The sequence below is a fragment of the Variovorax sp. Soil_C_39 genome (genome assembly GCF_057656815.1).
Map to the genome: position 1 here is coordinate 425815 of NZ_JBDGJQ010000002.1, position 13130 is coordinate 438944.

General features: G+C 68.5%; 10 protein-coding genes. 7 read left to right on the forward strand and 3 right to left on the reverse strand.

All coding sequences use genetic code 11. The features are described from left to right. Positions 1-39 precede the first annotated feature (39 nt). From lgt to AC3A6J_RS06080, 5 genes are all read left to right on the forward strand, one after another. Positions 40-861, forward strand: a complete 822-nt coding sequence (gene lgt, locus AC3A6J_RS06060; RefSeq protein WP_487859004.1) for a prolipoprotein diacylglyceryl transferase — start codon at positions 40-42, stop codon at positions 859-861. Between the two features lie 153 nt (positions 862-1014). Next, positions 1015-1683, forward strand: coding sequence for a GntR family transcriptional regulator (locus AC3A6J_RS06065; RefSeq protein WP_487859005.1), 669 nt, complete (start codon positions 1015-1017; stop codon positions 1681-1683). A 55-nt stretch (positions 1684-1738) separates the two neighbouring features. Beyond that, positions 1739-3214, forward strand: coding sequence for a malonyl-CoA decarboxylase (locus AC3A6J_RS06070; RefSeq protein WP_487859006.1), 1476 nt, complete (start codon positions 1739-1741; stop codon positions 3212-3214). A gap of 79 nt (positions 3215-3293) precedes the next feature. Next, entirely contained in the window at positions 3294-4286 is a 993-nt protein-coding gene (locus tag AC3A6J_RS06075; protein WP_487859007.1) for a Bug family tripartite tricarboxylate transporter substrate binding protein, read from the forward strand. Between the two features lie 76 nt (positions 4287-4362). After that, the gene (locus tag AC3A6J_RS06080) at positions 4363-5898 is read left to right on the forward strand and encodes a malonate--CoA ligase (RefSeq protein WP_487859008.1); all 1536 of its coding nucleotides are present in this window, start codon (positions 4363-4365) and stop codon (positions 5896-5898) included. 35 nt (positions 5899-5933) lie between these two features. Here AC3A6J_RS06080 and AC3A6J_RS06085 read toward each other — a convergent pair whose 3' ends face one another. Genes AC3A6J_RS06085 through AC3A6J_RS06095 form a run of 3 tightly spaced genes read right to left on the reverse strand, consistent with a single transcriptional unit; the run spans position 5934 to position 8360 of the window. After that, positions 5934-7223, reverse strand: a complete 1290-nt coding sequence (locus tag AC3A6J_RS06085; protein ID WP_487859009.1) for a type II toxin-antitoxin system HipA family toxin — start codon at positions 7221-7223, stop codon at positions 5934-5936. Further along, positions 7220-7543 carry a helix-turn-helix domain-containing protein gene (locus AC3A6J_RS06090; protein ID WP_487859010.1) on the reverse strand — a complete coding sequence of 108 codons (324 nt, stop codon included), beginning with the start codon at positions 7541-7543 and terminating at the stop codon, positions 7220-7222. The genes AC3A6J_RS06085 and AC3A6J_RS06090 overlap by 4 nt, the downstream gene beginning before the upstream one ends. Positions 7544-7595: 52 nt before the next feature. Further along, a complete protein-coding gene (locus AC3A6J_RS06095; protein WP_487859011.1) occupies positions 7596-8360 on the reverse strand; it encodes a hypothetical protein in 765 nt (254 codons plus the stop codon). Positions 8361-8474: 114 nt separating this feature from the next. On the opposite strand from AC3A6J_RS06095, the gene smc reads away from it, so the two are divergent. Then, positions 8475-11996, forward strand: coding sequence for a chromosome segregation protein SMC (smc, locus tag AC3A6J_RS06100; RefSeq protein ID WP_487859012.1), 3522 nt, complete (start codon positions 8475-8477; stop codon positions 11994-11996). A gap of 12 nt (positions 11997-12008) precedes the next feature. Continuing rightward, a complete protein-coding gene (locus AC3A6J_RS06105) occupies positions 12009-13115 on the forward strand; it encodes a cell division protein ZipA C-terminal FtsZ-binding domain-containing protein (RefSeq protein WP_487859013.1) in 1107 nt (368 codons plus the stop codon). The last annotated feature ends 15 nt before the right edge of the window (positions 13116-13130 follow it).

Consider the following 13130-nt stretch of genomic DNA (forward strand, 5'->3'; position numbering starts at 1 on the left):
CGGAGCAGGGCGGCCGGGTTCAGCGGGCACAATCCGCGCATGCTCATGTATCCACAGATCAACCCCGTCGCCCTGCAACTCGGGCCGATCGCCATCCACTGGTACGGCCTGACCTACCTGGCGGCCTTCGCGCTGTTCTACTTTCTCGGCACGCGGCGCCTGCGGCATGAGCCGTACCGCTCGCTGGCCGGCACGGCAGCCTGGCAGCGAAAGGACGTCGAAGACATTCTTTTCCTCGGCGTGATGGGCGTCATCGTCGGTGGGCGGCTCGGCTACTGCCTGTTCTACAAGCCGGGGTTCTATCTTTCGAATCCGCTCGAGATCCTCTACGTGTGGCAGGGCGGCATGGCCTTCCATGGCGGCTTGCTGGGCGTGATCGGCGCCATGTTGTGGTTCGCGCACTCGCGCGGCCGGCCGTTCTGGCAGGTGATGGATTTCGTCGCGCCCTGCGTGCCGACCGGCTTGGCCGCGGGACGCGTGGGCAACTTCATCAACGGCGAACTCTGGGGCCGCTTCAGCAGCCCCGACCTGCCGTGGGGCATGGTGTTTCCGCAGAGCGGCTCGATGCTGCCGCGCCATCCTTCGCAGGTCTACCAGTTCCTGCTCGAAGGGCTGCTGCTGTTCATCGTCATGTGGCTCTATGCGCGCAAGGAGCGCAAGCAGGGGCAGGTGGCGGCGGTGTTCATGATCGGGTATGGCGTATTCCGCTTCATTGCCGAGTACTTCCGCGAGCCCGACGATTTTCTCGGCCTGCGCGCGCTCGATCTGAGCCAGGGGCAGTGGCTCAGCGTGCCGATGGTGCTCTTCGGCATCGGCCTGTGGCTCTGGGCCGCGCGGCGGCCCCAACCCGCACGGGCTTGAGGCGCGCGACGCAGCCAGCTTAGGCAAGGGTAAGCCCGGGCGCCAAAACCGCGCGCGGTGCTTGCGCCTCATGAGACGGCGGCCCACAATTACGCGTAATTATGAGAAATTACACGTAAACGCGGCGGCAACGCGACGCAAAGCACCCAACCCATGCGCCTGGTTCCCAACTCCCTGCACGACGAAGTCGCCGCCACGCTGCGCGAGCAGATCTTCGCCGGCGCACTGGCGCCCGGAAGCTTCCTCGACGAGGCCGCGCTGTGCGAGAAGCTCTCGATCTCGCGCACGCCGCTGCGCGAGGCGCTCAAGGTGCTCACGGCCGAAGGGCTGCTGCGCCACGAACCGCGGCGCGGCTGCTTCGTGCGCGAGGTCACCGAGCGCGACCTCGACGAGATCTTCCCCGTCATCGCGCTGCTCGAAGGCCGCTGCGCCTACGAGGCCGCGCGCAATGCGAGCGATGCGGAGCTGAGCGAGCTCGATGCGCTGCACGAGCGGCTGGTGCGCCACGCCAGGGCGAAGCGCATCAACGACTACTACGCCACCAACCACCTGATCCACGAGGCGATCATCCAGCTGGCCGACAACAAGTGGCTCGCGCAGGTGATCGGCGACCTGCGCAAGATCCTCAAGCTCGCGCGGCTCCAGCAACTGCATGCGCCGGGCCGGCTCGAGCAGAGCCTGTCGGAGCACTTGGCTGTGTTCGCGGCGCTGAAGGCGCGCGACAGCGAAGGCGCCGACGCAGCCATGCGCACGCACCTGACGCGGCAGCGCGAGGCCCTGCGCGAGGTGGCGCGGCAACAGAAATCCAGGGTGATGTCATGAAGAACGACGCGGGCCGGGCCATACCCGCAGCCCCCAGCAGCATTGGAGTTTGTCGATGAGTGCGACCGAATGGTTCCAGGCGCGGCTGCGCGCTGGCGAGAAGTCCGGCAGCAAGGTGCCGGTGGCACCCGAGGGCGCAACGCGCAACGCGCCCAAGACGGCGGCGAAGCCGAGCGAGCGCACCACGGCCGAGCGCCTGCAGGCCACGCTGCGCAAGGCCGACGAGGCGCTGTCGCCGCGAACGCTGCGCCGCGTGCTGGCGGCGCTGCAGGCGGTGATCGATCCGCGCGTGAGCGAGGTCGAGGGCGGCCGCCGGGCGCATGCGATTGCGCGCGAATATGCCGCCGCGACGCCCGAGGAGCGGCGCGACTACTGGGCGCTCATGAGCGAGCATTTCGCGGCAGATCCGCAGAAGCTCAAGGCCGCGCGCGACCAGCACCAGGCCGCGGTGGGCACGCCCGACGAGGGTCAGGCCGAACTCCGGCTGCGCCGGGCGTTGGTGTCGCCGCGCATGCGCCTGTTGCAGCGCTTCGCGGCCGAGCCCGAGGGCATGCGCTTCCTGGTCGACCTGCGCGCCGAGCTGCTGCCGTTCCTCAAGTCGGACAAACGCCTGCTGGCGCTCGATGCCGAGATGGAGCACCTGTTCTCGACCTGGTTCGACGTGGCCTTTCTCGAGCTGCGCCGTATCGACTGGAACTCCCCGGCTTCGCTCATCGAGAAGCTGATCCGCTACGAGGCGGTGCACGACATCAAGAGCTGGACCGACGTGAAGAACCGGCTCGACGACAGCGATCGCCGCTGCTATGGCTTCTTCCACCCGCGGCTACCCAACGAGCCGTTGATCTTCGTCGAGGTGGCGCTGGTCGACCGCATCAGCGACGGCATCACGCCGCTGCTCGACGAGACCGCGGTGCCGACCCAGCCGGCGAAGGCCACGACCGCGATCTTCTATTCGATCAGCAACACCCAGACCGGCTTGCGCGGCGTGAGCTTCGGCGATTCGCTGATCAAGCGCGTGGTCGAGACGCTGCAGGAAGAGCTTCCGCGCCTGAAGACCTTTGCCACGCTGTCGCCGATTCCGGGGTTCCGCGCCTGGCTTGCAAAGAACGCATCGACCCTGCTGCCGCGCCTCGACGAGAAGCGGGAGGCCGAGCTCGGCCGCCTCGTGGGATCGCTGCCCCCGACCGCCGAGCGGCTGCTGGCGGCGGTGGATGCTGCCGCCCCGGAGCTGGACGCCAAGTCGCCGCTGCGCCAATGGCTGCTGCAGGCCGCGGCCGAATACCTCGGCCACACGCTGTTCGACGGCACTCCGGTCGATCCGGTGGCGCGCTTCCATCTCGGCAACGGCGCACGGGTCGAGCGGCTCAACTGGGCCGGAGACCCGTCGCCCAAGGGGCTGAAACAGTCCTATGGCCTGATGGTCAATTACCTCTACGATCTCAAGCGGATCGACAAGCACCGTGCTTGGCTGGCCGACGGCAAGGTGGCGGTTTCGGGAGACGTTGAAAGCCTGTTCTTCAAAAAAGGCTGAGTTCTGAAAGAAGAAAGTCCGGCGCGTGAGGCGCCGGCGGCCGCATGGCGCGGCAATCCACAACGACAGGAGATGACAGATGACTCAGAGTTTTCAACGACGCGACGTGCTGCGGCTGGCTGCGGCCGGTGCTGCCGTGCTGTGCGGCACCGGCGCGCGGGCGCAGGCCGGAGGCTGGCCCAACAGGCCGGTGAACATGGTCGTGCCGTTCCCGGCCGGCGGCGGCACCGACGCGTTCGCACGGCCGCTTTCGGCCCAGTTCGCTAAGGTGGCCGGGCAGACGCTGGTCGTCGACAACCGCGGCGGTGCCGGCGGCACGGTCGGGGCCAGCATCGCGGCCAAGGCGCAGGGCGATGGCTACACGCTCTTCATGGGCGCCGTGCACCATGCCATCGCACCCTCGATCTACCCGCGGCTCGACTACGACCTCGAGAAGGACTTCGTGCCGCTGATGCTGCTGGCCAGCGTGCCGCAGGTGGTGGTGGTCAATCCGCGCCGCGTGACGGCCAACACGCTCCAGGAGTTCGTGGCGGCTGTCAAGCGCAATCCGGGCAAGCTCAACTACGGATCGGCAGGCGCGGGCACCTCGCACCACCTCGCGGGCGAGCTGTTCAAGCTGCAGACCGGCACCTTCATCACCCACATCCCGTACCGCGGCGCGGGCCCGGCGCTGTCGGACCTGATCGCCGGCAATGTCGACCTGATGTTCGACGGCCTCGGTTCGTCGGCCCAGCACATCAAGGGTGGCCGCATCAAGGCGCTGATGGTGGCAGGCGCCAAGCGCAACCCCGCGTTCCCCGACGTGCCCTGCGCGGCCGAGGTCGGGCTGCCCGACTACACCGTGACCACCTGGTACGGGCTCTGGGCGCCCAAGGGCACACCGGCCGACGTGCAGGCGCGCATCGTCGACGACATGAAGAAGGCGCTCGCAACCGATGAGCTGAAGGCGATCTGGACCCAGAACGGCGCCGAGATCCCCAATCTGACGATGGCATCCTACGGTGGCTTCGTGAACTCCGAGATCAAGCGCTGGGCCACCGTGGTGAAGGCGTCGGGCGCCAAGCTCGAGTGACGACCCGCCGGGCGACGAAGGCATCGGCGCTTTCGTCGCCCGGCATTCACTGAATTTTCGACGACGTACCTGCACCATGAAGACGAAAGCCAACCCCAACCTGTTCGCCGCCCTGCGCGCGGCCTTTCCCGCCGACCTCGACGCCATTGCCGTCGAAACCGACAACGGGCTGTTCTATTCGTGGCGCGACCTCGACCGCGCGAGCGCGATGATCGCCAACCTGCTCGACGCACTCGGCCTGGAGGAGGGCGCCCGCATCGCGGTGCAGGTCGAGAAGTCGGTCGAGGCCATGATCCTGTACCTCGCCACGCTGCGCGCGGGCTATGTGTTCCTGCCGCTCAACACCGCCTACCAGAGCGCCGAGATCGAATACTTCATCGGCAATGCCGAGCCCGCCGTGGTGGTGTGCACCAGCCGCAACGCCGCCTGGGTCGGGCCGATCGCCACGGCCGCCGGCACCCGCCATGTGTTCACGCTCGACGACGACCGCAGCGGCACGCTGCTCGAGGTCGCTGCCCAGTGCAGCGACCAGCACACCGCCGCGCACAGGAAGGCGGACGACCTGGCTGCGATCCTCTACACCAGCGGGACCACCGGCCGCAGCAAGGGCGCCATGCTCACGCACGGCAACCTGCTGTCGAACGCCGAAGTGCTCAAGGACTACTGGGGCTGGACCCGCGGCGACGTGCTGATCCACGCGCTGCCGATCTTCCATGTGCATGGTCTCTTCGTCGCGCTGCACGGCGCGCTGCTCAATGGCAGCAAGATGATCTGGCTTGCGAAGTTCGATCCGAAGCGCGTGGTCGAGAAGCTGCCTGAGGCCACGGTGTTCATGGGCGTGCCCACGCTCTACGTGCGGCTGCTCGCCGAACCCGGGCTCACGCGCGAGGCGGTGCGCAACATGCGGCTTTTCGTGGCCGGCTCGGCACCGCTCCTGATCGAGACCTTCGACGAATGGCGCGAGCGCACGGGCCACACGATCCTCGAGCGCTATGGCATGAGCGAGACGATCATGCTCGCGTCCAACCCCTACAACCCGGCGCAGGGCGAACGCCGCGGCGGGACTGTGGGGTTCGCGCTGCCCGGTGTGCAGCTGCGCGTGCGCGACGATGCCGGGCGCGACTGCACCACCGACGAGATCGGCAACATCGAGGTCAGCGGCCCGAACGTGTTCGCGGGCTACTGGCGCATGCCGGAGAAAACCAGGGAAGAGTTCACCCCCGACGGCTTCTTCAAGACCGGCGATGTCGGCAAGATCGACGGCCGCGGCTACATCACGATCGTCGGGCGCAGCAAGGACCTGATCATCAGCGGCGGCTACAACGTCTATCCGGCCGAGATCGAGGGCTACATCAACGAGCTGCCGGGCGTGGCCGAGAGCGCGGTGGTCGGCGTGCCGCACCCCGACTTCGGCGAAGTCGGCGTAGCGATCGTCATTGCCAAGCCGGGAGCGGTGCTCGACGCCGATGCGATCGTGGCAGAGCTCAAGGCAAAGCTCGCGAACTTCAAGATTCCGAAACGCTGCTTCGTCGTGGGCGAATTGCCGCGCAATGCGATGGGAAAAGTGCAGAAGGCGTTGTTGCGGGAGCAGCACAAGGGGTTGTTCGCCTAAGAGGCGGTTGGCCGCGGCATGACGCCGCCGCTCGACTACTTGCCCCGCTTCGCCATCCCCTGCAGCAGCGCATGCCCCTGCAGCCGCTGCTGCAGCCGCTTCTTCCACGCCGCAGGCAAGGTCGACGCCTCGATCATTTCGGGCCAGGCGCTGCGCGCGCGGCGCGCGGTTTCCGCGACCACCCGCCGCGCCAACGGCTCGTGCACGCCGGCCGAGCCGCAGAACGCGCGGATGTTCGCCGGCGTGAACAGCGCCGTGCGCCGCGGCGTGCGGGCATCGGGCAGCAGCGGCAGTGCGTGGCCTTCGACGCCCTGCAGCGCCGCGTAGGCGACGATGTCGTAGGCCGGCGCCAGCCGGGGCGCTGCGCCGTCGGGGTACAGCACGCCGAAATTCTTCAGGTGGGCGTCGGGATTGCCGAGCAGGTCGTTCACCGCCAGGCGGCGCAGCAGTTCGAGCACGGCGTCTTCACCCATCGACGGAAAGGCGCGCATCGCGAGCGCCATGTCGAGGTAGCTGGCGCTGTACTTGTGCATCGGATCGATCGCGAGAACCTGCGCGAAATCCTCGAAATGGATGCGGCGCGCGCCCTCGCGGTCGAAGCGGGTCACCGCGAGGAATTCGGGCTCATCGGGCAGCGCGTAGCTGTGCTCGGCCGAAATGGCCGACAACGGCGCGAGCTCGGCATGGCAGACCTCGACACCCGCGGCGCCCGCCAGCTGCAGAGAGAGCATCTCGAGCTGCGGCATGTGCGGCCGCCCGGCCATGGGCAGCTTGGCGATCACGCGCGTGCTGGCGCCCGCCCGGGTGCGTGCCACGTAGCGCCCGCCCTGGCGCCGCAGTCCGAGCTTGGGCTGCACGCCCGAGACCGAGATGCCCTGCGGCAAAGGCAGTTCGACCACCGACATCGCGAGCGCGTCCTGGTCCTGCGTGATGAGCCGCTGCAGCGTGCCGCGGTCGACCGCCACGGGCCGGGCGCTCACGGCGCCGGGCAGGTCGCCGCCGCAGGCAGCCAGAAGCTCGAAATGGTCGTTTTCGCGGCAGCCGCGCAATTGCGCGATGTGGCTGCGCAGCACGCCTTCGGGCAGCAGGTTCTGGAAGAAGGGCGGCAACGGCCCGCCTTGGGCATTGAACAGCGGGTTCTTCACGTCGCTCCACAGCGCGGCCTGCGCCGAGGGATCGCTGGCCACCATCGACAGCGACAGCACTTCGGCCGGCGGGTCGGCGACGAGTTCGGGCTCGGCCACGAAGCGGCACAGGTCGGCGTACTGGAACAGCTTGCCGAAACGGCGGGCGCCCAGTGAGATCTCCAGGATCTTGACATTCACGGCGAGCGCTTCCCTGCCGGCTTGGAGGATGTGGGCGGCGCAACCGCCCCCCCCACCGCGCGGCCGATACGCGTGGGCACCGGTCGATAGCCGGCGTCGGCTTCGGCCTGCCCGCCAAACCCCTTCGGCGCGAGCTGCAGTTCGAGCCCCAAGGCATCGACCAGCGCCAGCAAGGACGACATCTGCGGGTTTCCCGCAAGACTCAGTGCATTGCGGACCGACCGCTCGGTCAGACCCGAGCGCTGCGCGATCTGCGCATGGGTCAGGCCCGTGGCGTCGCGGCGGGCGGCGAGGGCGGCGATGAACTCTTGTTTGGTCACGGAAAGATATTACCGTAAAACGCCATTTCGGAAACATATTTCCGTTGTCTGCCTAGCGCGGCACCAGCGTGAAGAACGGCATGACCACGCCCATGACCCAGTTCTGCCCGAAATCGAGCGCCGCCCGCCGGTACTTCTCGTCGGCTTGTGCGGCCAGCAGGTCGAGCCGGGCCACCACCTTCGAGAGTTCGCGGTCGGCCACGAGGTTGCGTCCGCGTTCGCTGATCTCGGTGGCCAGCAGCAGCGGCTGGCCGTCGGGGCCGGTCTTCGAGGCGATCAGCCAGAGCGATATCTCGAAGTTGCGCGCAGCCCGGTAGCTGTTCTCGGCGTTGACACCGTCGAGCATGGTCTGCTCCCAGGTGTCGCCGTTGGCCTGCTTGAGCATGGTGGCCCAGCCGACTACCAATGCCGCCACCCGGTCGCCCTGGTAACCCCGCGGGCCGGTGTCGAAGGCCATGCGGATGGCGTCGATGCCGGTGGCGCCGCGCAGTTCGGGCAACGCGGCCTCGCTGGTGCCCACCGCATCCCAGGCGCGCTGGATGGCCGCTTCCATGCTGGCGCCCGATTTGCGCCATTCGCGCGGATTGCGGCGGTACAGCGTGATCTGCACGCGCCGTATCGACTGCAGGTTGTCGCGCAGCGAGAGGTTGGCAATGCGGTTGGCGCTCGACTGCAGCCATTCCTGGTTGCCATAGGGCTGGGCTCGCTCGGTCGAACGAACGGCGGCGCAGCCGCCGAGGCCCAACAGGGACGCCGCACCCGCGAGCAGGCAGGCGCGGCGCCCGGCAGAGGGGGGAAACAACGAGGAATCGCTCATGCCCCTGACGTTATCATCCACGGCTTGCGCGGCGGCCTGCCTCGAGCGGCAGGCCCGTGCAAATTTCCTTACAAATCAATACCTTGGCGCTTTGCCAAGCCAGGCCGACAAGTCGTGCGTCTCAATTCCATCAAGCTCTCGGGCTTCAAGTCGTTCGCCGAACCCACCAACTTCCTGCTGCCGGGTCAACTGGTAGGCGTGGTCGGGCCCAATGGCTGCGGCAAATCGAACATCATGGATGCGGTGCGCTGGGTGCTCGGCGAGTCGCGTGCGTCGGAGCTGCGCGGCGAGTCGATGCAGGACGTGATCTTCAACGGCACGACCACGCGCAAGCAGGCGAGCCGCTCGAGCGTGGAGCTGGTGTTCGACAACGCCGATCATCGCGCCGGCGGTCAGTGGAACCAGTTCAGCGAAATCGCGGTGCGGCGCGTTCTCACGCGCGACGGCACCAGCAGCTACTTCATCAACAACCAGCCGGTGCGCCGGCGCGACGTGCAGGACGTGTTTCTGGGCACGGGCCTCGGGCCGCGCGCCTACGCGATCATCGGGCAGGGCACGATCAGCCGGATCATCGAATCCAAGCCCGAAGAACTGCGGCTGTTCCTCGAAGAAGCCGCGGGCGTCTCCAAGTACAAGGAGCGCCGGCGCGAAACCGAGAACCGGCTCGGCGACACGCGCGAGAACCTTACGCGGGTCGAAGACATCCTGCGTGAACTCAATGCGAACCTCGAAAAGCTCGAGAAGCAGGCCGAGGTGGCGGCGCGCTACAACACGCTGCAGGGCGACGCCACCAAGAAGCAGCACCAGCTGTGGTTCCTCAAGCGCAGCGAGAGCGACGCCGACCAGGCCAAGATCAAGGTCGACGCGGAAAAGGCGATCAACGACCTCGAATCGCGCACGGCCGACCTGCGCCGCGTCGAATCCGAGCTCGAGACGGTGCGCCAGGCCCATTACGCGGCCGGCGACCAGGTCAACCAGGCCCAGGGCAAGCTCTACGAGGCGAGCGCCGAGGTCGGGCGCCTCGAGGGCGAGATCCGCTTCGTGGTCGAGGGGCGCCAGCGCGTGGAGCAGCGGCTGGTCCAGCTGCGCGAACAGATCGGCCAGTGGGACACCCGCCGCACCGATGCCGAAGCCGAGATCGAGACGCTGGCTGGCCAGGGCGTGGACGCCGAGGAACAGGCCGTGCTGCTGGCTGCCCAGCTCGAGGAGCACGACGCCCGCATGCCCGAGCTCGAGGAAGCGCAGCAGCGCGCGCAGGACGAGGCCAATGCGCAGCGCGCCGCCGTGGTGCAGGTGCAGCAGCAGATCCAGGTGCTGGCCGCCGACCAGCGCAACATCGAGGACCAGACACGGCAGCTCACGCTGCGCGGCGAGCGCCTGCGTGCCGACCAGAATGCGCTGGCCGCACCCGACGAAGCCCGCCTGCAGGCGATGCAGGAAGACCATGCGGCCGCACAGGAAGCGGCGAGCGAGGCCGAGGCCCGGCTGCACGAACTGCAGGAATCGGTGCCCCAGCTCGACGACGACCGCCGCGCGAAGCAGCAGGCCGTCAATACCGAAGGCGCACGCCATGCCGAGCTGTCGGCACGGCTCGAGGCACTGCGCGCGCTGCAGGAGCGCGTCAAGACCGACGGCAAGCTCGCACCCTGGCTTGCCAAGCATGGCCTCGAAGGCATGCAGGGCCTCTGGAGCCGCATCCATATCGAGCAGGGCTGGGAGAACGCGCTCGAGGCCGCGCTGCGCGAACGGCTGGGCGCGCTCGAAGTCAGCCGGCTCGACATGGTGCGCGCCTTCGGCAACGATGCGCCGCCGGCCAAGCTGGCGTTCTACAGCCCGCCACCCGCCGGTGCGCCGCCGGACGCGGGCGGCAGCGCGCTGACGCGCCTGTCGAGCCTGCTGCGGCTCAACGATGCGGGGTTGCAGGCCCTCATGACCGACTGGCTGCGCGGCTGCTACACCGCCCAGAGCTTCGAAGAGGCGCTCGCGCAGCGCGGCGCGCTGCAGCCCGGCGAGGTCATCTACGTGCAAAGCGGCCATGCCGTGTACTCGCACAGCGTGAACCTCTATGCGCCCGATTCCGAGCAGGCCGGCCTGCTCGCGCGTCAGCAGGAAATGGAGAACCTCGAGCGCCAGCTGCGCGCGCAGACGCTCATCAACGAAGAGGCGCGCACCGCGCTGGTCCGTGCCGAAGCCGCCTATGCCGACGCGGCCCAGCGCCTCGTGAGTGCGCGCCGCGAAGCGGCCGAGACGCAATCGCGCGCGCACGGGCTGCAGGTCGAGACGCTGCGCATGACGCAGCTGGCCGAGCAGACGCGCGCCCGCAGCGAGCAGCTCGCCACCGACCTGGCCGAGGTCGACGCGCAGCTCGAGGAACTGCAGGAAAAGCGCATCGCGGCCGAAGGCCGCTTCGAAGAGCTCGACATGCAGCTCGCCGATGCGCAGGAGCGCCATGCCCAACTCGACGAGCGCGTGATCGAAGCCGGCCGCGCGCTGACTGCCAGCCGCGAGCAGCACCGCAGCCTCGAACGCAAGGCGCAGGAGGCCACCTTCTCGCAGCGCACGCTCGAAGCACGCCGCGGCGAACTTAACCGCGCGATCGAGACTGCCGCGCAGCAGGTCGTCGCGCTCACCGACGAGGACGAGCGCGCGCGGGCCGAACTCGGTCGCCTGTCCGACGCAGCCGCCCAGGCCGGCCTGCAGGATGCGCTGGCGCTCAAGCTGGAGCGCGAGGCCTCGCTGGGGGCAGCGCGCAGCCAGTACGACGACCTCACGATGAAGCTGCGCGCGAGCGACGAGCGCCGGCTGCAACTCGAGCGCGAGCTCGATCCGCTGCGCCAGCGCATCACCGAATTCCAGCTCAAGGAACAGGCCGCACGCCTGGGCGTCGAGCAGTACCAGCAACTGCTCGACGATGCCGGCGCCGACCTCGAGGCCGTGGCGCAGTCGATCGAGGTCGACAAGGTTCGCCTCACGGGGCTGCAGGGCGAGATCGATCGCCTGAACCGCGAAGTCGCGGCGCTCGGCGCGGTCAACCTCGCGGCGCTCGACGAGCTCACCGTGGCGCGCGAGCGCAAGACCTTCCTCGATGCGCAGTCGGCCGACCTGAACGAAGCCATCGGCACGCTCGAAGACGCCATTCGCAAGATCGACGCCGAGACGCGTGACCTGCTCGGCGGCACCTTCAAGATCGTGAACGAGCACTTCAGCCGCATGTTCCCCGAGCTCTTCGGCGGCGGCAACGCGCGGCTCGTGATGACGGGCGACGAGATCCTCGATGCCGGCGTGCAGGTGCTCGCGCAGCCTCCCGGCAAGAAGAACCAGACCATCCATTTGCTCTCGGGCGGCGAGAAGGCGCTCACCGCGATTGCGCTGGTGTTCGCGATCTTCCAGCTAAACCCGGCGCCGTTCTGCCTGCTCGACGAGGTCGACGCGCCGCTCGACGACGCGAACACCGAGCGCTATGCCAAACTCGTGACCGCCATGAGCCGCGAAACCCAGTTCCTCTTCATCAGCCACAACAAGATCGCCATGGAAATGGCCGAACAGCTGATCGGCGTGACGATGCAGGAGCAGGGCGTCTCGCGCATCGTCGCGGTCGACATGGAATCGGCCGTGTCGATGGTCGAGGCTGCTTGAGCCGGGCAGCGCATGAGCAATCTCACTCTCGCCCTGGCCATCCTCGGTGGCCTCGTCCTCGCGGCCGTTGTGGCCTACAACACACTCACCTCGCGCCGCCAGGCGCCGCGCCAGCCCGACGCGGCCGGCGGCGGTGACCCGTCCGACGCGGAACAACGGCGCGCATCCTCGGCCGACGGGATGGAGCCGGTGCTCCGCACCGATCCGCACGCGGCACCGAGCCACGAGCGCCACGAGCCGCTGTTCGATCCGGACCTGCCCGCGCCGGCGCCCAACCAGCTGCCCGCGGCCGAGCGCCGCGGCGGGCTCGATCCGCTCATCGACGTGATCGCCTCGGTGTCGCTCGAAGGTCTGGCCTCGGGCGATGCGGCGATTGCCGCCATGCCGCCGACGCGCCGCGCGGGCAGCAAGCCCGTGGCCATCGAGGGCCAGAACGAGCACACGGGCCAATGGGAGCCCCCCGTGGCGGGCCAGCGCTACAGCGCGTTCCAGGTCGGCGTGCAGCTGGCCAACCGTACCGGGGCGCTCAACGAGATCGAATACTCCGAATTCGTCGTCAAGGCGCAGGCCTTTGCCGATGCGGTGAACGGGGCGCTCGAGATCCCCGAGATGCTCGACGAGGTGGCGCGCGCGCGCGAGCTCGACCAGTTCGCCAGCGCGCACGACGCGCAACTCGGCTTCGTGCTGCGCGCGCTGCATGCGGCCTGGAGCCCCGGCTACGTGCAGCAGAACGCGGCGCGGCTGGGCTTCGTGGCCGGCATCATCCCGGGCCGCATGGTGCTGCCCACGAGCGAGGCCGGGCTGCCGCCGATCCTCGGGCTTTCGTTCGACACCCAGGCCGCGCTGGCCGACGACCCCGCGCAATCGGCGATCCGCGAGCTCAGCCTGAGCCTGGACGTGCCGCAGGTCGACCGCGCCGAGCAGCCGTTCCAGCGCATGCGCGATGCCGCCGCCACGCTCGCCCGCGAAATGGACGGCGTGGTGACCGACAGCGACGGCCAGTTGCTGCGCGAAGAAACCATGGACGTGATCGGCGCCGACCTCGAGCAGCTCTACGACACTCTGGAGTCGCGCGATCTCGCCGCCGGCTCGCCGCTGGCGCGGCGTCTCTTCAGCTGATTCCCGGAAGGCATC

What these genes read in the sequence shown, in the direction of transcription:
- AC3A6J_RS06075 (WP_487859007.1), top strand. Translation starts at nt 3,294, where the DNA reads ATGACTCAGAGTTTTCAACGACGCGACGTGCTGCGGCTGGCTGCGGCC.
- lgt (WP_487859004.1), top strand. Translation starts at nt 40, where the DNA reads ATGCTCATGTATCCACAGATCAACCCCGTCGCCCTGCAACTCGGGCCG.
- AC3A6J_RS06105 (WP_487859013.1), top strand. Translation starts at nt 12,009, where the DNA reads ATGAGCAATCTCACTCTCGCCCTGGCCATCCTCGGTGGCCTCGTCCTC.
- AC3A6J_RS06080 (WP_487859008.1), top strand. Translation starts at nt 4,363, where the DNA reads ATGAAGACGAAAGCCAACCCCAACCTGTTCGCCGCCCTGCGCGCGGCC.
- AC3A6J_RS06095 (WP_487859011.1), bottom strand. Translation starts at nt 8,360, where the DNA reads ATGAGCGATTCCTCGTTGTTTCCCCCCTCTGCCGGGCGCCGCGCCTGC.
- AC3A6J_RS06070 (WP_487859006.1), top strand. Translation starts at nt 1,739, where the DNA reads ATGAGTGCGACCGAATGGTTCCAGGCGCGGCTGCGCGCTGGCGAGAAG.
- AC3A6J_RS06065 (WP_487859005.1), top strand. Translation starts at nt 1,015, where the DNA reads ATGCGCCTGGTTCCCAACTCCCTGCACGACGAAGTCGCCGCCACGCTG.